Origin of the sequence: Pseudolabrys sp. (assembly GCF_050250095.1) — a bacterium.
GTDB lineage: Bacteria > Pseudomonadota > Alphaproteobacteria > Rhizobiales > Xanthobacteraceae > Pseudolabrys.
In genome coordinates this window covers 983,914-1,008,106 of record NZ_JBFWPH010000001.1, presented here as the reverse complement: position 1 = coordinate 1,008,106, position 24,193 = coordinate 983,914, and the positions used below count along the sequence as shown (strand labels likewise).

The 24,193-nt window shown below is 66.2% G+C and carries 22 protein-coding genes; 8 read left to right on the top strand and 14 right to left on the bottom strand.

The window, feature by feature from the left end; all coding sequences use genetic code 11:
- Positions 1–204: 204 nt before the first annotated feature.
- Positions 205–684 (top strand): GlcG/HbpS family heme-binding protein, encoded by a 480-nt coding sequence (locus AB7F10_RS04945; protein WP_428564901.1) that lies wholly within the window; start codon positions 205–207, stop codon positions 682–684.
- A gap of 50 nt (positions 685–734) precedes the next feature.
- Here AB7F10_RS04945 and AB7F10_RS04940 read toward each other — a convergent pair whose 3' ends face one another.
- Positions 735–1,265 (bottom strand): DedA family protein, encoded by a 531-nt coding sequence (locus AB7F10_RS04940; RefSeq protein ID WP_428564904.1) that lies wholly within the window; start codon positions 1,263–1,265, stop codon positions 735–737.
- Positions 1,266–1,421: 156 nt separating this feature from the next.
- Between AB7F10_RS04940 and parE the strand changes: the two genes are divergently transcribed.
- From parE to AB7F10_RS04925, 3 genes are all read left to right on the top strand, one after another.
- The gene (gene parE / locus AB7F10_RS04935; protein WP_428564907.1) at positions 1,422–3,509 is read left to right on the top strand and encodes a DNA topoisomerase IV subunit B; all 2,088 of its coding nucleotides are present in this window, start codon (positions 1,422–1,424) and stop codon (positions 3,507–3,509) included.
- 291 nt (positions 3,510–3,800) lie between these two features.
- A complete protein-coding gene (locus AB7F10_RS04930) occupies positions 3,801–5,237 on the top strand; it encodes a DEAD/DEAH box helicase (protein ID WP_428564910.1) in 1,437 nt (478 codons plus the stop codon).
- 183 nt (positions 5,238–5,420) lie between these two features.
- Positions 5,421–6,485 carry a GGDEF domain-containing protein gene (locus AB7F10_RS04925; protein ID WP_428564913.1) on the top strand — a complete coding sequence of 355 codons (1,065 nt, stop codon included), beginning with the start codon at positions 5,421–5,423 and terminating at the stop codon, positions 6,483–6,485.
- Positions 6,486–6,510: 25 nt separating this feature from the next.
- Here the strand turns inward: AB7F10_RS04925 and AB7F10_RS04920 are convergent, their stop codons facing one another.
- The 10 genes from AB7F10_RS04920 to AB7F10_RS04875 all read right to left on the bottom strand — a co-directional run bounded on the left by AB7F10_RS04920 (position 6,511) and on the right by AB7F10_RS04875 (position 15,648).
- Positions 6,511–7,752, bottom strand: coding sequence for a porin (locus AB7F10_RS04920; RefSeq protein ID WP_428564916.1), 1,242 nt, complete (start codon positions 7,750–7,752; stop codon positions 6,511–6,513).
- Positions 7,753–7,862: 110 nt separating this feature from the next.
- Positions 7,863–8,318: a TfoX/Sxy family protein gene (locus AB7F10_RS04915; protein ID WP_428564919.1), complete on the bottom strand. Its 456-nt coding sequence runs from the start codon at positions 8,316–8,318 to the stop codon at positions 7,863–7,865.
- A gap of 9 nt (positions 8,319–8,327) precedes the next feature.
- Positions 8,328–8,720 (bottom strand): HesB/IscA family protein, encoded by a 393-nt coding sequence (locus AB7F10_RS04910; RefSeq protein WP_428564922.1) that lies wholly within the window; start codon positions 8,718–8,720, stop codon positions 8,328–8,330.
- Between the two features lie 65 nt (positions 8,721–8,785).
- Positions 8,786–9,184 carry an SUF system Fe-S cluster assembly protein gene (locus AB7F10_RS04905; RefSeq protein ID WP_428564925.1) on the bottom strand — a complete coding sequence of 133 codons (399 nt, stop codon included), beginning with the start codon at positions 9,182–9,184 and terminating at the stop codon, positions 8,786–8,788.
- A 10-nt stretch (positions 9,185–9,194) separates the two neighbouring features.
- A complete protein-coding gene (locus tag AB7F10_RS04900) occupies positions 9,195–10,442 on the bottom strand; it encodes a cysteine desulfurase (protein WP_428564974.1) in 1,248 nt (415 codons plus the stop codon).
- Positions 10,443–10,464: 22 nt separating this feature from the next.
- Positions 10,465–11,784: a Fe-S cluster assembly protein SufD gene (gene sufD, locus AB7F10_RS04895; protein ID WP_428564928.1), complete on the bottom strand. Its 1,320-nt coding sequence runs from the start codon at positions 11,782–11,784 to the stop codon at positions 10,465–10,467.
- Complete coding sequence (gene sufC, locus AB7F10_RS04890) at positions 11,781–12,539, bottom strand: Fe-S cluster assembly ATPase SufC (protein ID WP_428564931.1); 759 nt, start codon at positions 12,537–12,539, stop codon at positions 11,781–11,783. The genes sufD and sufC overlap by 4 nt, the downstream gene beginning before the upstream one ends.
- A 9-nt stretch (positions 12,540–12,548) precedes the next feature.
- Complete coding sequence (locus AB7F10_RS04885) at positions 12,549–12,869, bottom strand: antibiotic biosynthesis monooxygenase (RefSeq protein WP_428564934.1); 321 nt, start codon at positions 12,867–12,869, stop codon at positions 12,549–12,551.
- Positions 12,869–14,392, bottom strand: coding sequence for a Fe-S cluster assembly protein SufB (gene sufB, locus AB7F10_RS04880; protein WP_428564937.1), 1,524 nt, complete (start codon positions 14,390–14,392; stop codon positions 12,869–12,871). The genes AB7F10_RS04885 and sufB overlap by 1 nt, the downstream gene beginning before the upstream one ends.
- A 98-nt stretch (positions 14,393–14,490) precedes the next feature.
- A complete protein-coding gene (locus tag AB7F10_RS04875; RefSeq protein WP_428564940.1) occupies positions 14,491–15,648 on the bottom strand; it encodes a cysteine desulfurase family protein in 1,158 nt (385 codons plus the stop codon).
- Positions 15,649–15,883: 235 nt separating this feature from the next.
- Here AB7F10_RS04875 and AB7F10_RS04870 point away from each other — a divergent pair, with 235 nt between their 5' ends.
- Entirely contained in the window at positions 15,884–16,546 is a 663-nt protein-coding gene (locus tag AB7F10_RS04870) for an alpha/beta hydrolase (RefSeq protein ID WP_428564942.1), read from the top strand.
- 26 nt (positions 16,547–16,572) lie between these two features.
- Here the strand turns inward: AB7F10_RS04870 and AB7F10_RS04865 are convergent, their stop codons facing one another.
- Entirely contained in the window at positions 16,573–16,779 is a 207-nt protein-coding gene (locus AB7F10_RS04865) for a hypothetical protein (RefSeq protein ID WP_428564944.1), read from the bottom strand.
- Positions 16,780–16,937: 158 nt separating this feature from the next.
- On the opposite strand from AB7F10_RS04865, the gene AB7F10_RS04860 reads away from it, so the two are divergent.
- Positions 16,938–17,198 (top strand): GlsB/YeaQ/YmgE family stress response membrane protein, encoded by a 261-nt coding sequence (locus tag AB7F10_RS04860; RefSeq protein WP_428564947.1) that lies wholly within the window; start codon positions 16,938–16,940, stop codon positions 17,196–17,198.
- A gap of 117 nt (positions 17,199–17,315) precedes the next feature.
- On the top strand, positions 17,316–17,927 hold the full coding sequence (locus AB7F10_RS04855; protein WP_428564950.1) for an SET domain-containing protein: 612 nt from the start codon (positions 17,316–17,318) through the stop codon (positions 17,925–17,927).
- Here AB7F10_RS04855 and AB7F10_RS04850 read toward each other — a convergent pair.
- Positions 17,911–18,993 carry an anhydro-N-acetylmuramic acid kinase gene (locus AB7F10_RS04850; protein WP_428564953.1) on the bottom strand — a complete coding sequence of 361 codons (1,083 nt, stop codon included), beginning with the start codon at positions 18,991–18,993 and terminating at the stop codon, positions 17,911–17,913. The two genes, AB7F10_RS04855 and AB7F10_RS04850, sit on opposite strands and share 17 nt — an antisense overlap.
- A gap of 144 nt (positions 18,994–19,137) precedes the next feature.
- Between AB7F10_RS04850 and tyrS the strand changes: the two genes are divergently transcribed.
- Complete coding sequence (gene tyrS, locus AB7F10_RS04845; protein WP_428564956.1) at positions 19,138–20,391, top strand: tyrosine--tRNA ligase; 1,254 nt, start codon at positions 19,138–19,140, stop codon at positions 20,389–20,391.
- 103 nt (positions 20,392–20,494) lie between these two features.
- On the opposite strand, the gene AB7F10_RS04840 is transcribed toward tyrS, so the two are convergent.
- Entirely contained in the window at positions 20,495–24,040 is a 3,546-nt protein-coding gene (locus tag AB7F10_RS04840; protein ID WP_428564959.1) for a hypothetical protein, read from the bottom strand.
- Positions 24,041–24,193: the final 153 nt, after the last annotated feature.

Here is a 24,193-nt window from a genome sequence, read left to right as displayed (position 1 = left end):
AAAATTCTTTCACATTGCGGTGATTTGAACCGCATTCTCCCTGCCGGTCTAGCCCCGATCAACGATCCTTATTCCGCACTGCGAGGCAGCCCAATAGGCGTTGCTCGCGGGTTCCGATAATCTCGGCCCGCCTGAGAAAACAGGCCGCGGCGACGGACCCTTTGGTCCGCATTGCCCGGCCATCACACAGACTGGGAGGAGTGAATGCGTCGTCTGACTGTCGCCGCGGCCCTCGCTGCCGCGGTTCTTGCCGGCACTGCCAGCGCCCAACAGGCTGGACCGCCGGCGATCGGTACACCGGTCTCGCTGGAACTCGCGCAGAAAATTCTGGCCGCCGCGCAGGCCGAAGCGAAGAAGAACAACTGGAGCATGGCCGTCGCCATCGTCGAGCCGAACGGCTCGCTCGTCGCGTTCCAGAAAATGGACAACACGCAATACGGCTCGATCAACGTCGCGATGGACAAGGCGACGTCGGCCGCGCTGTTCCGCCGCCCGACCGCGGCGTTCCACAATGCGCTCAAGGCGGGCAATACCTATGTGATGCAGCTGCGCGGCGCCAATGCGGTGCCGGGCGGCCTGCCGATCGTGGTCGGCGGCAAGATCGTCGGCGGCATCGGCGCAAGCGGCGGCACCGGCGAGCAGGACACGCAGGTGTCGGAAGCCGGCCTCGCCGCGGCGAAGTAAAACTCCAGCACGCAACACGACAACCTGCCGGCCCGCGCCGGCAGGTTTTTTTATTTGCTGAACATCGTCAGCGTCTTCGACAGGCCGTCGCCGAACAGCAGCAACACGCCGGCCCACAGAAAGGCCGACGCGAAATTGGCGGCCTGAAATCGCCAGTACGGCATCTCGAAGATGCCGGCGACCAGCGGCACCGAAGCGCGCAGCGGACCCGAGAAGCGCCCGATGACGATGCCGAGCACGCCCCACTTCTTCACGAAGGCTTCCCCGCGCGGAATGAGACTCGGATTGCGCGACAGCGGCCAGATATGCGCGACGCGGTGCTCGAGCTTGCGGCCGATCCAGTAGGACAGCCAGTCGCCGCAGGCGGCGCCGAGCGAGGCCGCGATCCATACCGGCACCAGGTTGACGCCGCTTTGCCCGAGCGCGACCCCGATGGCGACGAGCGCGCCCCAGGCCGGAATGATGAACGAAATAAAGGCGAGCGACTCGGCGAAGGCGAGCGCGAACATGATCGGCAGCGCCCAGGCCTGATGCTCGCGGGCAAACGCCGACACCTGCTCGAAATAGCTTTCGATTCCCATAAAAGCCCGGTTCCCTGCGCGGCCGCTTTGTCTAGCCTGCCCGCCTCAGCCGCGCCAGCAGGCCAATTCCGCGGCGGCAATTCTGCAGCCTTTTGCCGCCCCTACCGTGGCATAGTCCTCGTAATTGATTCGGCTTCACCCCATATCAGTCCCGCAATGGCCAAATCCGCGACCAAGAAAAAGACCGCCAAACAGACCGACCTGTTCGACATGCCCGCCAAGCGCGGCGGCGAGCGCAAGACACCCGGCAAATCCGCCAAGGAGTCCGCGCGCGGCAAAGCCGCGAAGGGCGGCTCGGGCGGCGGCGACTACACCGCACGCGACATCGAGGTTCTGGAGGGGCTCGAGCCGGTCCGCCGCCGGCCCGGCATGTATATCGGCGGCACCGACGAGAAGGCGCTGCATCACCTGTTCGCCGAAGTCATCGACAACGCGATGGACGAGGCGCTGGCCGGCCACGCCAACTGGATCGAGGTCGATCTCGAAGCCGACGGCTTCATCAGCATCAACGACAACGGCCGCGGCATTCCGGTCGATCCGCATCCGAAGTTCAAGAACAAGTCGGCGCTCGAAGTCATCATGTGCACGCTCCACGCCGGCGGCAAATTCGACTCCAAGGTCTATGAGACCTCCGGCGGCCTGCACGGCGTCGGCGTCTCCGTCGCCAATGCGCTCTCGGAGCGCATGGAGGTCGAGGTCGCCCGCGACCAGACGCTCTACAAGATGGTGTTCGAGCGCGGCAAGCCGAAGGGCAAACTGGTCAAGGCCGGCCGCGCGCCGAACCGGCGCGGCACCAAGATCCGCTTCCGTCCCGATCCGCAAATCTTCGGACCCAAGGCCGGCTTCAAGCCGGAGCGCGTCTTCAAGATGGCGCGCTCGAAAGCCTATCTGTTCGGCGGCGTCGAGGTGCGCTGGCATTGCGACAAGGCGCTGCTGAAAGACGAAGGCGACGTTCCGGAGAAAGCTGTCTTCCACTTCGCGGAGGGTCTGAAGGATTATCTCTCCGCCAGCATCGAGGGCGCGACGCTGGTTCACCCGGACATCTTCACCGGCTCGCACAGCAAGACCGGCAAGCATGGCGCCGCCGAATGGGCGGTGGCGTGGACCGCCGACGCCGACGGCTTCATCAACTCGTACTGCAACACGATTCCGACGCCGGACGGCGGCACGCATGAGTCCGGCCTGCGCACCGCCCTGCTCCGCGGCCTGAAGGATCACGCCGAGCGCGTCGGCATGGACAAGCGCGTCGCTCCGGTGACCAGCGACGACATCATGACCGGCGCGGCCTGCATGCTCTCCGTCTTCGTGCGCGAACCGGAATTCCAGGGCCAGACCAAGGACCGCCTCGCGACCGCGGAAGCCGCGCGCATCGTCGAGCAGGCGATCCGCGATCCGTTCGACCACTGGCTCGCCGGCAATCCGGCGCAGGCCAACAAGCTCCTTGAATTCGTCATCGAGCGCGCCGAGGAGCGCATCCGCCGCCGTCAGGAAAAGGACGTGCAGCGTAAGTCCGCGGTGCGCAAGCTGCGGCTGCCCGGCAAGCTCGCGGACTGCACCGACTCCGCCGCCGACGGCTCCGAACTCTTCATCGTCGAGGGCGACTCGGCCGGCGGCTCCGCCAAGCAGGCGCGCGATCGCCGTTCGCAGGCGATCCTGCCGCTGCGCGGCAAGATCCTCAACGTCGCCTCCGCCGGCAAGGACAAGCTCGCGCAGAACGCGCAGCTCGCCGATCTGGTGCAGGCGCTCGGCTGCGGCACCGGCGCGCATTATCACGAGAAGGATCTGCGCTACGAAAAGATCATCGTGATGACGGACGCCGACGTCGACGGCGCCCACATCGCCTCGCTGCTCATCACCTTCTTCTACCGGCAGATGCCGAAGCTGATCGACGCGGGGCGGCTCTATCTCGCGGTGCCGCCGCTCTATCGCCTCTCGCACGGCGGCAAGATCGTTTATGCGCGCAACGACAAGCACAAGGACGAGCTGCTCAAGAAGGAGTTCAACGCCAACGCCAAGGTCGAAGTCTCGCGCTTCAAAGGCCTCGGCGAGATGATGGCGGCGCAGCTCAAGGAAACCACGATGGACCCGCGCAAGCGCACGCTGCTCAAGGTCGTGCTGGCCGACAAGGACCGCAAGCCGACCGACAAGTCGGTCGAGCGCCTGATGGGCACCAAGGCCGAAGCCCGCTTCGAATTCATCCAGGAAAAGGCCGAATTCGCCGCCGAGGATCTGCTCGACGTCTAGCCGTCCGGTATCCGCGTCCCGCCGGGACCGCGGGAAACCGCAGCAATGGCGGCGGCGTTAAGAACGTTGGCGGCGAATAGCCGTTCTGCGCCCGCCGAACATTGACTTTCCGCCCTTTCACCTTATGTTCCCGGCGAACGGGCCGACCATGGAATCGGCCGCTTTTCCCCGCGCATTCAAGGCCAGAGCAACGGTCGACACCGGCAAGGTCCGGGACCAGCGACGGCCACCGCAAATTGAGCGCGGGGGACCAACGATCCCACTTCGAGGTTGACCCTCGCCTGAGGTTTTATGTCTTTTTCGCATCTCGGCCTGTCCGACAAGGTTCTCTCCGCCATTGAGGCGGCCGGCTACAAGACCCCCACTCCGATCCAGGAACAGGCCATCCCGCAGGTGCTCGCGCGCCGCGACGTGCTCGGCATCGCGCAGACCGGCACCGGCAAGACCGCCGCCTTCGTGCTGCCGATGCTGACGATGCTCGAACAGGGCCGCGCCCGCGCACGCATGCCGCGCACGCTGATCCTCGAGCCGACGCGCGAACTCGCCGCGCAGGTCGCCGAGCAGTTCGAGAAATACGGCAAGAACCACAAGCTCAATGTCGCCCTGATTATCGGCGGCGTCTCGTTCGGCGATCAGGATTCCAAGCTGCTGCGCGGCGTCGACGTGCTGATCGCGACGCCGGGCCGCCTGCTCGATCATTCAGAGCGCGGACGCCTGCTGCTGTCGGGCTGCGAACTGCTCATCATCGACGAAGCCGACCGCATGCTTGACATGGGCTTCATCCCCGACATCGAGCGCATCGGCAAGCTCGTGCCCTTTACCCGGCAGACGCTGTTCTTCACCGCGACCATGCCGCCGGAAATCCAGCACATCGCCGACACCTTCCTGCACAACCCGGCGCGCGTCGAAGTCTCCCGCCCCGCCACCACCGCCGCGACCATCACCCAGCTTCTGGTCGCGACCGGCCGCGAGGATTACGAGAAGCGCGACACGCTGCGCCGGCTGATCCGCTCGGCGGACAACTTCAAGAACGCCATCGTGTTCTGCAACCGCAAGCGCGAGGTCGCGACGCTGCTGCGCTCGCTCCAGCGCCACAACTTCAACGCCGTCGCCCTGCATGGCGACATGGACCAGCCGGCTCGCATGGCCGCGCTCGACCGCTTCAAGAAGGGCGAGGCCGATCTGTTGATCGCCTCCGACGTCGCCGCGCGCGGTCTCGACATCCCGGATGTGAGCCACGTCTTCAATTTCGACGTGCCGCATCATCCGGACGATTACGTCCACCGCATCGGCCGCACCGGCCGCGCCGGCAAGTCCGGCACGGCGATCACCATCGTCGCGCCCTCCGACCAGAAGTCGCTCGGCGCGATCGAGCGGCTGACCGGTCAGTCGATCAAATGGGCGGACGGTCCGCCGCCGGACGACACGGCTGCCGCTCCTCAGGACGAGAGCCGCGGACGTGGCCGGGGCCGCCAACGCGGCGGCCGTGGCCGGTCGCGCGACACGCGGTCCGCCGATTCGCATCAGCCGCGTGAGCAATCGCGGTCTGCGCCCCGGCAGGAGGCCGAGCCGCGGACCGAGACGGCGGCAAAGCCCGCCGGCAAGCCGGCGCGCCCCTCAGCCAAGCCCGGACGCGGTGGCGGCGAACAGCGCCAGCCGCAGCATGACGAGCCCGATACCTCGCATTTGCCGGCTTTCCTGCTGCGCCCCGTCTCCATCAAGGCCTGACGCGATCCGCGTCGCAAAACGGCGCATTTTCTCCACAGGGAGGAAATTTATGCCGCCTTCTTGGGGGCATTTACTCCCGATTCATCCCTGTGGCCTAGGCTCTGGCTCATAACGCGCGGTTATTGTGCCGCGCGCGCAGTGAAATTCTTTGGGTCAATCGGTCGGACGCCTATGGGTCTTGTGATGACAGGGCACGCGGACGAGCACGAGCGCACTTTGGCGTTTGCCGAAATTGCGCTCGGGCAGATCAAGGCGCTCCGTCAGCCGGCGACTCCGCGCAATTACGAGATCTGGTACACCTACGCCACCGGCTACAATCCGTCGCTGAACCAGCGCATCAACGACATGCTGGCCGCGCAGGACGCGCTATCCGACGCCGATCTCGAACAGATCTACGCCGAATTCCTTTCGCCGACCCGCCTCACCGACCGTATCGACAGCGTCGGCGACCGGGTGATGGGCGAGATCGAGCAGGTCATGGCGATGATCGACGCCGCGGCCGGCACCGCCAACAGCTACTCGGAAAGCCTCGCCGGCATGACCGAGCAGCTCGGCCAGTCCAAGGACCGCGAGGGCCTGCGCGCCATCGTCGAGGGCCTCGTCCAGTCGGCCAAAGACATGGAAGCCTCGAACCAGAAGCTCGAGGCCCGCCTCTCCGCCTCCAAGCAGGAAATCACCGAGCTGCAGAACAATCTGGAGGCGGTGCGCACCGAAAGCCTGACCGATCCGCTGACGCAGCTCTCCAACCGCAAATTCTTCGACGGCACGCTTGCCCGCGCGATGGAAGAAGCGCGGGAAAAGAACGAGCCGCTGTCGCTGATCCTGACCGACGTCGATCACTTCAAGAAGTTCAACGACAACTACGGTCACCTGACCGGCGACCAGGTGCTGCGCCTCGTCGCGATGTCGATGCGGCAGAACATCAAGGGCCAGGACACCGCTGCGCGCTACGGCGGCGAGGAATTCGCCATCGTGCTGCCGAACACCGTGCTGCGCTCGGCCGCTACCGTCGCCGACCACATCCGCAAGGCGGTGATGACGAAGGAACTGATGAAGCGCTCGACCGGCGAACGGCTCGGCCGCATTACGGTGTCGGTCGGCGTCGCCACGCTCCGCAACGGCGACACGGTGCAGAGCCTGATCGAGCGCACCGACTCCTGCCTCTATGCCGCCAAGCGCCACGGCCGCAACCGCGTGATTTGCGAAACCGATCCGGAAGCGACGCCCGAGGCCGCCAAGGTCGCGTAACGCGCTTGCCGCGCCGCCCGCTCCTTCAGAAGTCGACCGAGGCGAACAGATAGCCGGTCAGCCCGCGTCCGGTGACGCCGCGAACCGCGGCCAGCGCGCCGGTCGGGATGTCCGTGCGCACATCGAGAAATCCGAGTTCGCCGCCGAGCTTCACATAATCATACGGCTTGAAGATGAGATTGCCGGCATAGCGCGTGCTGGTCAGCTTCGGATCGCCGAACGGCGTCGAAATGTCGAGCGTCAGGTGGCTGACGAAGACATTCGACTCCCATTGCTCCGACCATTGCCGGTGATAGGACGCCACCACGCTCCAGCCGCGGGTTTCGACCGAGAACGGCAGCGCGCTGGCGAAGGTGGACAGGTCGCTGTTGGTGCCGAGATAGGCCGAGGCGTTGTCGGCATAGGTCACCTGCGTGCTGATCTCATCGTCCTCGCCGATCGGCAGCACCTCGAAGGTGGTGCCGGCGCTCACCACCCAGCCGCGGATCTCGTCGGACGGGCTGGTGCCGGGCAACTGGCGGTCGCGCTCGACCTTGGCGCGATGGATCATGCCGGCCAGATGCAGCGACAGCGGATCGGTCTGGTAGAGAAACCGCGCGGCCAGCACCGGATCGTCGGAGTAAACCGGCGCGAACAGCTTGGAATTGGTCTGCCGGGTCGCCACGCCGGTTTCGAGCGACAGACCGAGCTTGCCGTTCGGGATCACCTCATATTCGTATCGCGCGACGGCGACGGTGCGCTGCGGAGACGTCGCGCTGAACTGGAAATCGCCGCTCCAGAAATTCATCACGCTGCTGGTGTAGCCGGCCGTCGCGCCGGCGAGCGCCACGGTGCCCTCGCTCAGTGTCGTGTAAATATAGGTGTCGCCGCTGCTGCGCTGGACCTGGACGCCGAGCACCGTCTCGAGATCGCCGAGCCGGGTTGGCGTCGTCGTCGCCATGCGCGACTCGAACGTGACGGTCTTGACCTCCGGATTGCCGATCGACGCCGTGCTGGAGCGCAACGGCGTCGGCAGGCTTCCCGACGACTGCATCAGCTTCTGGTAGACGACGCTGAGGCTGTTGGTGAATTCGACGCAGGTGTCGCCGGATTTGACCTTCTGCCAGGGAAAATTCGGCGGGTCGTCCGGATCGACGCAGGCCGCGGGACCGCTGCTTTTGCCGCCCTTCTTTGCGGCCGCCAGCGCCGGCGCGGCCGACCCGGCGGCCAGCAACGCCACCAGCGCGCCAATCGCCGCGCCTCGCCACACGCCTCCGCTACGCCACACGATGTCGTACCCCGCCAAGACCGGCCGTCGGGCCGGTCCCCCATGAAAGACGGACGTCGGGCCGGTCCCCCATCAAAGACCGGCTATTGGGCCGGATCGGCTGCGGAGGGTCAAGACGAGCGGCGGCGAGCGTCGCGCTTTGCCGCCGACTTTTTTCGGGAGGATGCCGGCTTCGCCGCGCTCCGGCGCGGCGGGCGCTTCGCAGCCGGCGTCTTGGCGGCGCGCTGATCGGCGCGCTTGCGCGCGACGCCGAGCGCGATCTGCGACCACGCCGCGAGTTCGGCCGGATCGTCGTAGAGCCGGTCCGGCAGCCGCCAGAACGACGACGGCTTGCGGCGGGGCCGCGGCTTCTTCATCAGCGGATAGACGAACGGCGCTGAGCCTTCGCTCTCGAACGCGGCCCGCGAGGCGTCGTCCGTTTTCAGATAGATCACGCCGTCGAACACGATGGCGAACGTCGCGCCGTCGACGGAAATCCCCGCGCCGCCGAACATGCGGCGCACGGAAACGGGTCCGAATTCGGAGAACAGGTCGCTGATGAAATCGGCATCGGGCGGCGACGCCACGGCAGCCGCCTAGTTGGGCTTCGCCATGTCCGCAGGGGAAAAGTCCGCGGGCGCAAGCTGCACGGACTCACCGCAGCCGCAGGCCGAGGTCTGGTTCGGGTTGTTGAACACGAACTGCGAGGACAGCTTGTCGATCCGGTAGTCCATTTCGGTGCCGAGCAGGAACAAAACCGCTTTCTGGTCGATCAGCAGCTTGACGCCCTTGTCCTCGATCACCTCGTCGCCCGGCTTCACCTCGGCGGCGTAGTTCATGGTGTATTCCATGCCGGCGCAGCCGCCGTTCTTGACGCCGACGCGCAGGCCCGCGACCGGCGTCTCGGACTGCGCCATCACAGCCTTGATGCGTTCCGCGGCGGCTTCGGTGAGCCGCATCACCTGGGGTCGGGGTCGAACCTGAGCCATGCTGTCCTCGTTCTCGCCAATCCTAGATGGGGACGGTTAAGCCTTCCATCAACACCCCGCTCCGCTCACCACATATTGAGCACGAGTCGCGCCTCGTCGGACATCCGGCTCGGGTCCCACGGCGGATCCCACACCACGTCCACCGAGACCGGGCCGACGCCGGCCACGCTCGCCACCGCGTTTTCCACCATGATCGGCAGTTCCTGCGCCGAGGGGCAGTTCGGAGTGGTGAGCGTCATTTCGACATGGACGGAGCGGTCGTCCTTGATGTCGATCTTGTAGATCAGCCCCAGTTCGTAAATATCGGCCGGGATTTCCGGGTCGTAGACCGTCTTGATCGAGCCGACGATGTCGTCGGTCATGCGCGTCAGCTCGGCTTCCGGAATTGCGGAGCCGCTCGCGTCCACCGTCGCGACATTCGGCGCAACGGCCGGCTTTTCGGCGGTCGGTGTCTCGTCGCTCATGATCGCGGCCTCATGTGAAGAACTCCTGCGCCTTCATCAGCGACGCGGCCAGCGCGTCGACTTCTTCCTTGGTATTGTACATCGCGAACGAGGCCCGGCATGTGGCGGTCACGCCGTAGCGCGCGAGCAGCGGCATCGCGCAATGGGTGCCGGCCCGCACCGCGACGCCGGCGCGGTCGATCACGGTCGCGACGTCGTGCGGGTGTGCGCCCTTCATCTCGAACGAGACGATGGCGCCCTTGTCCCGCGCGTTGCCGATGATGCGCAGCGAATTGATCTCGCGCAACCGGTCGTGCGCATATTGGACCACTTCTAATTCATGCGCGCGAATGCGCGGCTTGCCGATCGAATTGACGTAATCGATCGCCGCCCCAAGCCCGATCGCCTGCACGATCGGCGGCGTGCCGGCTTCGAAGCGGTGCGGCGGCTCGCCATAGGTGATGCGGTCCTCGAACACCTCGTGGATCATCTCACCGCCGCCGTTGAACGGCGGCATGGCGGCGAGCAGATCGTATCTGCCCCACAACACGCCGATGCCGGTCGGGCCGTAAAGCTTGTGGCCGGTGAAGACGTAGAAGTCGCAACCGATGTCCTGCACGTCGACGTCGAGATGCACCGCCGCCTGGCTGCCGTCGATCAGCACCGGAATGCCGCGCGCCTTGGCGAGCTTCACGACCTCCTTCACCGGCACCGTAGTGCCAAGCACGTTCGACATCTGCGTGATGGCGACGAGCTTGGTCTTGGGCGTCAGAAGCTTCTCGAATTCGTCGATCAGGAAATTGCCGTCGGCATCGACCGGCGCCCATTTGATGACGGCGCCCTGCCGCTCGCGCAGGAAATGCCACGGCACGATGTTGGAATGGTGCTCCATGATCGAGAGCACGATCTCGTCGCCCGCCTTGATGCGCTCGCGGCCGAAGGTCTGCGCCACGAGATTGATCGCCTCGGTGGCGTTGCGGGTGAAGATCACCTCTTCGCGCTTCGGCGCGTTGAGAAACGCCTTCACCGCGTCGCGCGCGCCCTCATAAGCCTCGGTCGCCTCGTTGGCGAGGTAATGCAGCCCGCGATGCACATTGGCGTATTGCTGCGTGTAGGCGCGTTCCAGCCGCTCCAGCACGGCCTTCGGCTTCTGCGCCGACGCCGCGTTGTCGAGATAGACGAGCGGCTTGCCATAAATCTGCATCGCCAGCGCCGGGAAGTCGGCGCGGATGCGCGCGACGTCGTAGCCGTTCGCGGCGATGGCGGGATGGGATTTCAGCGGCGCATTCATGACCGCACCCTCACGCCCGCCCGGCGAGCCAGCGCTCGACCGCGCCGTTGAGCGCGGCGCGCACGCCCTCATGCGCGACGGCCTCGATCGGCTCGGCGACGAAAGACTGGATCAGCAGCGCCTCGGCTTCCTTTTTCGGGATGCCGCGGGCGCGCAGATAGAACAGCAGATCCTGCTGCAGCGCGCCGACGGTCGCGCCGTGGCCGCACTGCACGTCGTCGGCGAAGATTTCGAGTTCCGGCTTCGCATTGGCCTCGGCGTCGTCCGACAAGAGCAGCGAGTGACTGGCCATCTTGGCGTCGGTCTTCTGCGCGTGCGGCTGCACGACGATCTTGCCCTGGAAGATGCCGCGGCTTTCGCCGTCGAGCACGGTGCGGAACCGCTCGCGGCTTTCGCAGCCGACCGCCGCGTGATCGATCAGCAGCGTGTTGTCGACATGCTCGCGCCCGCGCGCCAGCGTCGCGCCGCCGATATTGGCCTGCGTGTCCTCGCCGGCAAAGCGAAGAAACATCTGGTTGCGCGTCAGCGCACTCGCAGCGGTGAAAGCGAAGGTGTTGAAGACCGCCTTGGCGCCGACCGACGCCATCAGGCTCGACAGATGCAGCGCGCCGGCATCGACGGTCTTGACGTGCTCGACGGCCGCGCCGTCCGCGACGCGGATTTCAAGCGCGGTGTTGGCCTGCCCCGCCGCGCTGTCGTGGCTTTCGAGCAGCGTGACGCTCGCGCCCTTCTCGATCACGACGAGCGAGCGCGTGACGCTCGCAGCGGCCTGCGATCCGAAGAACACCAGATGGATCGGTTTTTCGATCTTGGTGCCGGCGGCGACATGGATCACCGCCCCGTCGCCCATCAGCGCCGTGTTGAGCGCGACCCCGACATCCTTCGTCTCGACGGTCTTGCCGACATGGGTGGCGACCAGCGCATCGCCCTTTGCCAGCGCCTCTGCCATCGACGCGATGGTGAGGCCGGCCTCCGCAGACAGATCGGACAGTTCCGGCACGAAGGCGCCATCGACGAAGACAAGCTTGCGCGCCGCGATGCCGGCAAACAGCGCGCCGGCATTCTTCGCTTTGGCTTTCGCAGCCGCGTCGGGCGCGCCGGCCAGCGGCTGTGCCTCGCGCATCAACGCGCGCAGATCGGTGTATTTCCATTCCTCGACACGGCGGTGCGGCAAGCCCGACGTCTCGAACCGTTTGAAGGCGTCCGCGCGCAACGCGGCGACCGCGCCCTTGCCCGGCAGCGTCGGCTGCGCACCGGCAAAAGTCTCGGCCAGCGCCTGCTCGGCGGCCGTCTTCATCGTCCGGACATTGGTCGGGACATTCGCGTTCATTTACGCCCCTCGCCGACGAAATCGGCATAGCCCTTGGCTTCGAGTTCGAGCGCCAGATCCTTGCCGCCGGACTTCACCACCTTGCCCTTGGCAAGCACATGAACGACGTCCGGCACGATGTAAGACAGCAACCGCTGATAGTGCGTGATGACCACCATCGCGCGGTCCGGCGCGCGCAGCCGGTTGACGCCGTCGGCGACGATGCGCAGCGCGTCGATGTCGAGGCCGGAATCGGTCTCGTCGAGCACCGCGAGTTTCGGCTCCAGCATCGCCATCTGCAGAATCTCGTTGCGCTTCTTCTCGCCGCCTGAGAATCCGACATTCACCGCGCGGCGCAGCATGTCGTTGCTGATGCCGAGTTCGCCGGCCTTCTCGCGCACCTGCTTCATGAAGTCGGGCGTCGAAAGCTCGGCGAGGCCGCGCGCCTTGCGCTGCGCGTTCACCGCAGTGCGCAGGAAGGTCATCGAGGCGACGCCGGGAATTTCCATCGGATACTGGAACGCGAGGAACACGCCCTTGGCGGCGCGCTCTTCCGGCTCCATGCCGAGCACGCTCTCGCCGTTGAGCAGGACTTCGCCCTCGGTCACCTCATAGCCGGACTTTCCGGCAAGCACATAGGCGAGCGTCGATTTGCCGGAGCCGTTCGGCCCCATGATCGCGGCGACCTGCCCCTGCTCGACCGTCAGCGTCAGCCCGTTGAGGATCTGGCGCTCGCCGACGCGGGCATGGAGGTTCTTCACTTCAAGCAACGACATCACAAACCCTTAGTAAGTTCTGGTCTCGACCAGGTCGTAGTGCATCGACCGCTGATCGAACCGCTTCAATACCGCCCGCGCCTTTTCCGGCACATAGACCGTCTCGTAATCCTCGCCGACGAAGGATTTCACCGCATCGAGATCGTCGAAGGTCATGATCGTGACGAACTCGACCTCCTCGCCCACCGGCTTGCGCAGCAGTTCGATCGAGCGATAGCCCTTCACGTTCTTCGCCTCGATACCCGGAAAGACGTGCGTCTTGAGAAGCTGCTCATAGGCGTGAGCGTTCTCCGGCGTCGTCCAGCCGTGCCAGATGCGCTTGACCGGCATCAGCCCACCGAGCCTTCCAGCGAGATCGAGATCAGCTTCTGCGCCTCGACCGCGAATTCCATCGGCAACTGCTGCAGCACGTCCTTGACGAAGCCGTTGACGACGAGCGCGGTCGCCTCTTCGGCGCTCATGCCGCGCTGGCGGCAGTAGAACAGCATGTCCTCGGAGATTTTCGAGGTGGTCGCCTCGTGCTCGAAGGTCGAGGACGAGTTCTTCGCCTCGATATAGGGCACGGTATGCGCGCCGCATTTGTCGCCGATCAGCAGCGAGTCGCAGTTGGTGAAGTTGCGCGCGCCGGTCGCCTTGCGATGCGCCGAAACGAGCCCGCGATAGGTGTTGTTCGACTTGCCGGCCGAAATGCCCTTGGAGATGATCCGGCTGACCGTGTTCTTGCCGAGATGGATCATCTTGGTGCCGCTATCGACCTGCTGGCGGCCGTTCGAGATCGCGATCGAGTAGAACTCGCCGCGCGAATTGTCGCCGCGCAGGATGCAGCTCGGATATTTCCAGGTGATCGCCGAGCCGGTCTCGACCTGCGTCCAGGAAATCTTGGCGCGCGCGCCGCGGCAGTCGCCGCGCTTGGTGACGAAGTTGTAGATGCCGCCCTTGCCTTCGGCGTCGCCCGGATACCAGTTCTGCACCGTCGAATACTTGATCTCGGCGTCCTCGAGCGCGATCAGCTCGACCACCGCGGCGTGCAGCTGGTTCTCGTCGCGCATCGGCGCGGTGCAGCCTTCGAGGTAGCTCACATAGGAGCCCTTGTCGGCGATGATGAGCGTGCGCTCGAACTGGCCGGTGTTTTTCTCGTTGATGCGGAAATAGGTCGACAGTTCCATCGGGCAGCGCACACCCGGTGGCACATAGACGAACGAGCCGTCGGAGAACACCGCCGAGTTGAGCGTCGCAAAGAAGTTGTCGGTCACCGGAACGACCGTGCCGAGATACTGCTTCACGAGATCGGGATGCTCGCGCAGCGCCTCGGAGATCGGCATGAAGATCACGCCGGCCTTCTTCAGCTCTTCCTTGAAAGTGGTCGCGACCGACACCGAGTCGAACACCGCGTCGACCGCGACGCGGCCGGGCTGGTAGCTGCCGCCGGTCTCGTCATCGTCGAGTTGGCTCGGCTCGCCCTGCTTGCGCACGCCGGCGAGGATCTCCTGCTCCTTGAGCGGGATGCCGAGCTTCTCGTAGGTGCGCAGGATTTCGGGGTCGACCTCGTCGAGCGACTTCGGCGCCTTGAACGCCTTCGGAGCCGAATAATAGTAGAGGTCGTTGTAGTCGATCTTCGGATACTCGACCCGCGCCCAGGTCGGCTCCTGCATGGTCAGCCAGCGCTTATAGGCGTCGAGCCGCCACTGCAGCATCCAGTCCGGCTCGCCCTTCTTGGCCGAAATGAAGCGCACGATGTCATCCGAAAGACCCTTCGGGGCCTTTTCGGATTCGATCTTGGTCTCGAAGCCGTATTTGTATTGATCGACGTCGATGCTGCGGACCTGATCGACGGTCTCTTGTACAGCCGGCATTCATCCCTCCGCTCACGGTTTCAAGGACCGCGGGTTGGACTGGTCGGTTATGGTCGTCTCGCGTTGTCCGTTCGCGTTTGACCCTTTGTCACGCCGCCTCAGGCGGCAATTCCTCGCCCCTTAGATAAGGCCGAAGCCACTTTTCGCCAAGCATTTAGAACGTTTCCAGCATCGTCTTCCGTCGTCTCCCAGCCCAGACTGAGCCGGATCGCGCCGCCCGCCAGCGCCGGATCGACCCCCATCGCGGCCAGCACATGGGACGGCTGGACCTTGCCGGAGGAACAGGCCGCCCCCGACGACACCGCTATCCCGTTGAGATCGAAAGCGATTATGGCGGTTTCCGCCTTCATGCCGGGCTTCGAGAAGGAAATGGTATTGGGCAACCGTTCCGCGCCGGCCCCGAATATCACAACGTCGGGGTTTTCGGCGCGCAATCCGGCCTCGATGCGATCCCGCAAGCCCGCCATGCGCGAGGCGGCCGCCTCCCGCTCCGCGAGCGCCGCGCGCGCCGCCGCCCCGAATCCGGCGATCGCCGCCACGTTCTCGGTGCCGGCCCGGTAGCCACGCTCCTGGCCGCCGCCGCGGATCAGCGCCGGCAAGTGCAGATCGGCCCGGCGGACCAGCGCACCGACGCCCTGCGGACCGCCGATCTTGTGGCCTGAGACTGTCATCAGGTCGGCGCCGAGCGCGACCATGTCGCAGGCGACGCGCCCCGCACCCTGCACGGCATCGACATGCAAAAGCCCACCCGCAGCGTGGACGATGGCGCCCATATCCGCGATGGGCTGAATGATGCCGGTCTCGTTATTGGCGAACATCACCGAGACCAGCGGACGTTCGGTCTGTTCAACCTTTTTCTGAAGTTGAACCGGATCGACGCGCCCCTGCGCGTCCACCGGCACGATCTCGACTTGCGCGAAGCGCCCGCCCGCCAGCACGGACGGGTGCTCGACCGCCGACACCAGCAGCGCGCCGCGCGGGGTCTTGTCGGACCCCGCCTCGAGCTGCGGCGTCAGCGCGAGCGCGTTCGCCTCGGTGCCGCCTGCGGTGAAGATGACCTGCTTTGCCTCCGCGCCGACCAGTGCCGCGACGTCGGCGCGCGCCTGCTCGATCAGCGCCCGCGCCGCGCGCCCCTCGGCGTGAACCGAAGACGCGTTGCCGGTCGTCGCGAGCGCTGCCTGCATCGCCGCGCGCGCCTCGCCGCGCAGCGGCGCGGTCGCGTTCCAGTCGAAATAGCTGCGGCGTGGCGTGCTCATGGTTCCGATATCGGGTCCGGCCCGTGCGATCCCCCGGATATTGCTTCGCAATTTCCTTGCATTTCGCCCGGGTGACTGTGTTAGAACGCCGCGACGCGGCTTTCCAGCGCCGTTGTCGTACACTGAAAACATAAATCGCGTCAAAGCGTTACATTAAGTTGCGAAGCCGGTCCGTGAACCGGAATCACGACAGATGGCCGCACGGCCGCCTGTCCCAGCCGTCGAGGTGCCGTTCATGCCTGAGGTCATTTTCACCGGTCCCGCCGGCCGCATCGAGGGCCGCTATCATCCGGCCCGGCAGAAGAACGCCCCGATCGCCATCATCCTGCATCCGCATCCGCAGTTCGGCGGCACGATGAACCACCCGATCATCTACCAGCTCTACTACGCCTTCGTGCATCGCGGCTTCTCGGCGCTGCGCTTCAACTTCCGCGGCGTCGGCCGCTCGCAGGGCTCGTTCGACCACGGCACCGGCGAACTGTCGGACGCGGCCTCCGCGCTCGACTGGGCGCAGACCATTTCGCCCGAAGCCAAGAGCTGCTGGATCGCCGGCTTCTCGTTCGGCTCGTGGATCGGCATGCAGCTGCTGATGCGCCGCCCGGAGATCGAGGGCTTCATCTCGATCTGCCCGCCGGCCAATCTCTACGACTTCTCGTTCCTCGCGCCCTGCCCGTCGTCGGGCCTCATCATCCACGGCGACAAGGATGCGGTGGTGCCGGCCAAGGACGTCACCACGCTGGTCGAGAAGCTCAAGACCCAGAAGGGCATCGTCATCGAGCAGAAGGTGGTGCAAGGCGCCAACCACTTCTTCGACGGCAAGGTCGAGCCGCTGATGACCTCGGTGACCGGCTATCTCGACAAGCGGCTCCAGTCAGGACGCAAGCCGACCGCGGCGTAAGCCGCGAACGCGGATCGACGCGCCCCTTACAGCGTCCGCTGCTTGTGCCCGCATTCCTTGCAGGCGAACTCCACGCGGGTCTCGCCGGGGGCGGCGGAGACGCGGTTCGGCGCGCCGCATTTGCCGCATTTGGTCTCGATCCGGGTCTGGCCCTGCTTGATGGTCAGTCCCTTCTTCTCCATCGCTTCGCGGATCAGGCGCTCGGTCTCTTCGCGTGCAGTCTGTTTTGACATGTTGCCTCTCCGGCCGGGGTCGTAGCATGTCCGCCGCCGGGTGAGCCGACTTTTTCTCCCCTGTCCGCCGCCGCCGTGGGGTGGCCAAGGCGAACGGTCGCTGGAACTTTCCGCCCGGTTTGCCCATTATCGAGGCGGACCACACCAAGGGAGGTCTCATGGGCATTCTCTGGACCATCGTCATCGGCTTTCTCGCCGGCATCGTCGCCAAGCTGCTGCATCCGGGGCCGAACGAGCCGTCGGGCTTCATCCTGACCACCCTGCTCGGCATCGCCGGCGCCTTCGTCGCGACCTATCTCGGACAGATGCTCGGCTGGTATCAGGCCGGTCAAAGCGCCGGCTTCATCGGCGCGGTGGTCGGCTCGATCATCGTCCTCGTGGTCTGGGGCCTCCTGGCGCCGCGCAACAGCGCGCCCTGACCGGCTGGCCGACAGTCATCCACGACTTTTATATTTGCGGGATATAGCTGCCGGACCAAAAGCCCGGCATTAATTCGTGTCGGTTGGTCAACAGGCGCGATTCGCCCTTCAACTCCCATGCTCCTCGTCAAAACCTATCTCGACCGGAGTCCGATCCACGGGCTCGGGGTCTTTGCTGCCGAGCCGATCCCGAAGGGCGCGAAAATCTGGCGCTACGTCGAGGGCTTCGACCGCTCCTGGACACCGCGGCAATTCGCCAGGCTGCCGCGGGAAGCGCAGGAGTTCATCGCCTATTACGGCTATCGCGTCGACGGCGAGATCCTGCTGACGGTCGACAACGACCACTTCATCAATCACTCCGACGACTCCAACACCTATTGGCGCTCCGGTCATATCCGCGCCAGGCGCGACATCGCCAAGGGCGAGGAGATCACCAACAGCTACCGGCTGTTCGACACCGCCTTCTGCGCGGCCTTCCTCGACAAGAAGAAAAAGCCGGCGGCGGTGAACGGCGTCAACGGCCACAAAACCAACGGCCACAAGGCCAACGGACATGCGCCGGCCGGCGGCATCGCGGCGGATATCCATCTCGCCAACGGCCACGGCGCGACCGGCGGCAAGGACAACGCCGCGATGGCGCGCGCGATGGCGCAGCGGGCCGCGGCGGTCATCGCCGCCAAGCGCAAGTCGGCCAAACGCCGGTCGGAAAAGCTCAAGGCCGCACGATAATCCCGCCGCGCATCGGCGCCGGCGTGCCGGTCGTCTTCGGGAAGGTGATCGGCAGGCCCTTCAGCGTGCGCACCGCGAGAAACGCGAAGGCCTGCGCCTCGAGCGCATCGGCCGACCAGCCGACCTCGTCCGCGGTTTCGACACTCGCCGGCGCAACGCGCTGCCGCAGCATCGACACCAGCGTCGCATTGCGCGCGCCGCCGCCGGCGACAATCCACGCCTTCGGCGGCTCGGGCAGATGCGCGATGATGCGTCCGACCGCCTGCACGGTGAGCGCCGACAGCGTCGCCGCGCCGTCCGGTACCGAATGGTCGGGCAATCCGATATTGGCGAACGCAAAGGCATTGCGGTCGAGCGACTTCGGCGGCTTCAGGCCGAAGAAGGTGTCGGTCAGCACGCGGTCGATGAACGCCTGATCCGGCGTGCCGGTCGCGGCGACGTCGCCGTGGTTGTCGTACGGCGCGCCGGTGCGCGCGCGCATGAAGTCGTCGATCATCGCGTTGCCCGGTCCGGTATCGCAGGCGACCGGATCGCCACCGTCGACGAAGGTGACATTCGCGACGCCGCCGATGTTGAGCACCGCGATCGGATGCTCGCGCGCAAGATCGTTCGCCATCGCCTGATGGAACACCGGCACCAGCGGCGCGCCCTGCCCGCCGGCCACGACGTCCGCCGCGCGGAAGTCGCAGGCGACCGGCAGCGTGAGGCGCTTCGCCAGCGCCACCGCATCGCCGATCTGGACCGTGAGCTTCTCGGCCGGCTTGTGAATGACGGTCTGCCCGTGGAAGCCGACGATATCGACGAGGTCGTGGCCGATCTCCTCGGTCGTCATGAAGGCTTCGACCGCCTCGGCATGCGCCCGCGTCACCAGCGCCTCGGCCTCGCCGAGACAACCCGGCCGCGTCGCGCGGTCGGTGAGCGCGGCGCCTTCGGCGAGCGCCTGCCGCAGCAGGTCGCGCTCGGCGTCGGAATAAGGCCGGTAGCCGGTCGGTCCCAGCGCCACAATGCGCTCGCCGTCGGTCTCGACGAACGCCACATCGACGCCGTCGAGCGACGTGCCGCTCATGAGCCCGATTGCCTTGACCGCCGCCACGCCCCGCCCCTGCCTGATTTCGAGCCCGATCCGGGTCTGTTGAATCCCGCGCCGGACCTGTTACACCACCGCTCCTATCAAATCGATAAGGCGGCGCGCGAGACGCGCATACCCGGCATGAGCGCGTACAAGTCCGATTTTCTCAACGTTCTGGCCACCCGCGGCTTCATCCACCAGGTCTCGGATGCCGAAGGCCTTGATGCGCTGGCGGGCAAGTCCGGGGTCGTCGCCTATGTCGGCTACGACTGCACGGCCTCCTCGCTCCATGTCGGGCATCTCCTGTCGATCATGATGCTGCACTGGCTGCAGGCGACCGGCAACAAGCCGATCGCGCTGATGGGCGGCGGCACCACGAGGGTCGGCGACCCCTCCGGCCGCGATGAGACCCGCAAGCTCCTGACCTACGAGCAGATCGACGCCAACAAGGCCTCGATCCGCACCACCTTCGACAAGTTCATCAAATTTGGCGCGGGCAAATCCGACGCCGTGATGGCCGACAATGCCGAGTGGCTGACGAAACTGAACTACATCGAGATGCTGCGCGAGGTCGGCCGCCATTTCTCGATCAACCGCATGCTGACGATGGATTCGGTGAAGCTCCGGCTCGAGCGCGAGCAGGAACTCTCCTTCATCGAATTCAACTACATGATCCTGCAGTCCTACGACTTCGTCGAGCTCGCGCGCCGCTACGGCTGCAACCTGCAGATGGGCGGCTCAGACCAGTGGGGCAACATCGTCAACGGCATCGATCTCGGCCGCCGCATGGGCACGCACCAGCTCTACGCGCTGACCTGCCCGCTGCTCACCACTGCCTCCGGCGCCAAGATGGGCAAGACCGCCGCCGGCGCGGTGTGGCTCAACGCCGACATGTTGTCGCCGTACGACTACTGGCAGTTCTGGCGCAACACCGAGGATGGCGACGTCGCGCGCTTCCTCAAGCTGTTCACCACGCTGCCGCTCGGCGAAGTCGACCGCCTCGCCGCCTTGCACGGCGCCGAGATCAACGAGGCGAAGAAGACGCTCGCCAACGAAGCGACCGCGCTGATGCACGGCCGCGCGGCGGCGATGCAGGCCGAGGAGACCGCGCGCAAGACCTTCGAGGAAGGCGCGCTGGCGGAGTCGTTGCCGAGCGTCGTCCTTCCGGCGGGCGCGCTCGATGCGGGCTATGGCGTGCTCACGGCGGCCGTCGCAGCCGGTCTCGTCGCCTCCACCGGCGAAGCGCGCCGCCAGATCAAGTCCGGCGGCCTGCGCATCAACGACGCCGCCGTGACCGACGAGAAGCTCGCGCTCTCGCGCGCCAACCTGACACCCGAAGGCGTCATCAAGATCTCGCTCGGCAAGAAGAAGCACGTCCTGCTGAAGCCGGAATAAACAAACTTGTCATGGCCGGGCTTGTCCCGGCCATCCACGTCTTGAGCAGACATCAAGAAAGTCGTGGATGCCCGGCACAAGGCCGGGCATGACAAAGTTGTTGCTACCGCGTCGGCCGCACGAAGTTCGGATCGAACGGGCTCGGCGCCGGCAGCATCTTGCGCAACAGGCCCGGCGCCACCGCCGAAATCGGATTGACGGTGATGCGCGGCGAACTCGGCGGCCCCGATGCTTCGTAATTGATGCCGAGCAAGCCTTCCTTGCTGCCGCCGCCGAGGAACAGGCCGACGATCGGGATCTGCCCGAACACATTGTTGATCGCATAGAGCGGCACGAAGGTGCCGCGCAGCCGCATCGCGTTGGCGCCGAAGTCCACCACCCCGTCGATGGTCGCGCCGATGGTCGGCCCGCGCACCACGCCGTCGCGGATCGTCATGCGGCCGGCCTGCCGCGTGAAGTCGGCGCGCATCTCGCTGAATTCGACCGCATTGCGCGCGCTTTCCGGCGTGCCGGCGATCACCCGCTCGAGGCCCGGCTCGCCACGCACCACGAAATTGCGAATGCTCAGGATGCCGACCTGCGGCGTATCGGCGGCGTTCGGCGGGTCCATCGCCATCCACATCTGCCCGCCGAACATGCGCGGATAGGCGTCGGTGAAACGGAACAGCGCGCCGGCGTCGTCGGTTTCGAGATAGACGACCTGATGGCTGTCGCGCGCACGCAGCCGCATGTCGCCGTTCAAAGGCGCGTCGCGGCCGATCTTCGCCTTCAAGGTGAACGTGCGGACCTGCCCGCTGCGGCGGTTGAAACGCAGGTCGAGGCCGCGCAGCGTCTCGCCGTTGAACCCCGCCACCGTACCGAGCCGGATGTCGAGATCGACGTCCGGCGGCTTCTTCTTGTTCCGCTCATGCGAACTGCTGAGCAGGGATTTCACCGCCTCGCGGCCGTCATAGACGTCGCCGCGCATGGACACGCGCAGCACGCCGCCGCTGCGGTCGGCTTTCAGCGTCGCCTTGTCGCCGTCCGACAAGCCGAACACCGGGAAATTCGCGGCGACGAGATCGCCGTCGGCGTCGAGTTCGACCGTCCCCTTCACCGAGGCGCCGCTGCCGGAAATTTCCAGCCCCTCGAACCGCATCGCCTTGCCGTCGCGGGTCAACTGGAACGTCGCCCGCGCCTCGCGGCCCGCCGGCTTGACCCAGCCCGGCAGCAGGTTGTCGATCGCGGCGCCGGTGAAGTCCGCCTCGACGTCGAGACGGATGTCGGACGAGCCGGGCTCCATCTCGCCGGTCAGCTTGACCGGCACGGCGCCGTTGACCGCGGTGCCGACATCGATGCCGAGCCGCCGCCGCGCGGCCGCGTCGAGCTCGGCCGTGAGCCGGACATCCGCCTTGCGCTTCGCGCGATCCTTGCGGAAGTCGAGATTGGCCGCCGTGCCGTTGACCTTGATGTCGCCGCGCACGGCGTAGCCGCTCGAATTCGCGCTGACGCGCAGGATGGACGACTCCACCTTCTGCCCCATCACCAGCCGGTCGGCGGAGAAATTGGTCAGGTCGGCGGTCAGCGCGTAGCGGGATTTCACGTCCTCGTATTTCTTCGCCAGCACGAGATCGAGCGCGATCTGCGCCGACATCGTGCCGCGGCTGGTCGCGGGATCGATCACCATCGCCGCGACATCGCGCAGGTGATCGCTCGCGAGCAGAGCGGCGGCCGCCGCGACCGAGCCGTCGATGCGGAACAGCGCCTTCGCCGGCGGGTTTTTCGGATGCGTGTCCGGCACCTCGAAATGGCCGTTGGCGATGTTAAGCCGCCGGCCGTTGCCGACGTCGAGCGTGCCGCGGCCGAGGCTGACGCGCGCGCTGCTGCCGGTGATCTTCACGCTCAGATCGGCGTCGCGGATTTCCGGCAGCGTCTCGACCGGGCGCAGCACCGTTCCGCTCGTATCAATCTCGATCGACAGGCTGTCGTCGGGAATCGGCACGCCGGGTTCCAGCATCACCGGCAGGCTCATGTTTCCGGCGATCAGCACGCGCTCGACCGTGCCGGCCGAGATATGCGCATCGACCCAGTTCCGCACCGGCGGCGCGACCGGTTTCGGCCACAGCCGCTTGAGCACCGTCACCGGCATGCGTGTCGCGGCGACGCCGAAATTCAGCCGCGGATCGATGCCGGAATAGTCGAGCGTGCCCGTCACGGCGACGCCGACGTTATAGAGCGAGCGCGTGTCTTCGCGCCCGAAATCGCCCTGCTCGACCACGATGCGCTGGCGCGCGGGATCGATCTTCGCGGCGATCGCGACGCGGTTGAACGAAAATCCGCTGCGCTCGGTGTCGGCGTCGGGCGACAGGATGATCGGATCGATCACGTTGTCGCCGCGCGTCACCGACAGCCGCCAGATGCCGTCCTCGTGCGGGTCGGCCTGGACGCGCGCCAGCATCGTCATCTGCAGGCCCTGCGCCTGGAGTTGGAACGGCATCACCAGGCTCTTCTGCCGCGCGTCCCACACCGCGCGAATGTCGGCGCGCTCGAGCTTGATCTCGGTGCCCGCCTGATCCGGATCGCGGATCGAGCCCGCGCCGGCCACCACCTGCCCGCGCGCCGCGCGCAGCACGCCGCCGGTCGAGAGTTCGGCGCGAAGGCTGGCCGAGATCGGAAAATCCGCCTCGAGGCCGCCGGCGCGCATCGCCAGCAACAGATCGTGAGCGGGAACCTGACGCGCCTCGATGCCGACGGCGCGGATGTTGCCTTCGACCGGACGGATCGCCGCGCTGATCTGCCAGGCGCGGTCCGGCGCGTCGGAGGCGATGCGGAAGATGATACCGCCCTGCGCCGGCCGCGACAGCCCGACACTGATATCGGTGAAGGTCCAGCGCTTGCCGGTGCGCCGGTCGTCGACCGTGAGGTTGCCGCTCTTCAGGCCGAGCTCGCGCAGGTCATAGCTGTCGAGATCGGTCGAACCGATGCGGTCGAGCCAGGCGAGCGCCGCGCCGATCTCCTTGAGACCCTGCGGCAATCCGCTGGCGTCGGGCACGCCCGGCGTCGGCGCGGCCGCGCCCGGCTCGGGCAGCGGCGCGCGCGCGATCGGCTTCGACTGCGCGCCGGCGAAGATCGTCACCTGCCCGTCGGTCTCGATGCGCACCGACAGTTCCGCGCCGACCAGATTGAGGCTCGAGGCGCGGAAGTTTCCGGACAGCAGGCCGGAGCCGGACAGTCCGATTTCCGCTTTCGGCGCGGCGGCGACGATGGCGCCATCTTCGTCGCGCACCGCGATGTCGCGGATGCGCAGCGAAGGCCGCCCGTTCTCGTCGCGCTCGAACTGCGTGCCGCCGATCGCGACTTTATATTTCGGACCGAAGTTCTGCTCGATCGCGGATTTCAGCCATGAGGTCGCAAGGTCGAACTCGATCGGACCGCTCGACAGCCGCCACCACAGGCCGAGGATCCCGACTGCCGATACGAGAACGACCGCGCCAACGCCGATCAGCGAGCGCAGCACCCACTTCCGGCGAAAGAAACGATAGAGGCTGCGGCGGACCGCGCTCCACTTCACGCGCCCGCGCGGCGGAAACGGCCAGCGCCCCGGCCAACGCCAGTGGCGCGCAAAACCCTTCGCCTCGCCGGAGCCGGAACTGTGGTGATTGTCCGTCATCCCTTCCGGCCGCGTCCTAGAGCATGATCCCGAAATTCGGAAACCGGTGTTCGGAACAGATCGAGCGCGAACTCGCGGCGGAGACCCGGCGACGATCCGGAGAATCTGTCATCCCGCCCGAGCCCCCCGCTCCCGACCGCCGATTTTGGGCCG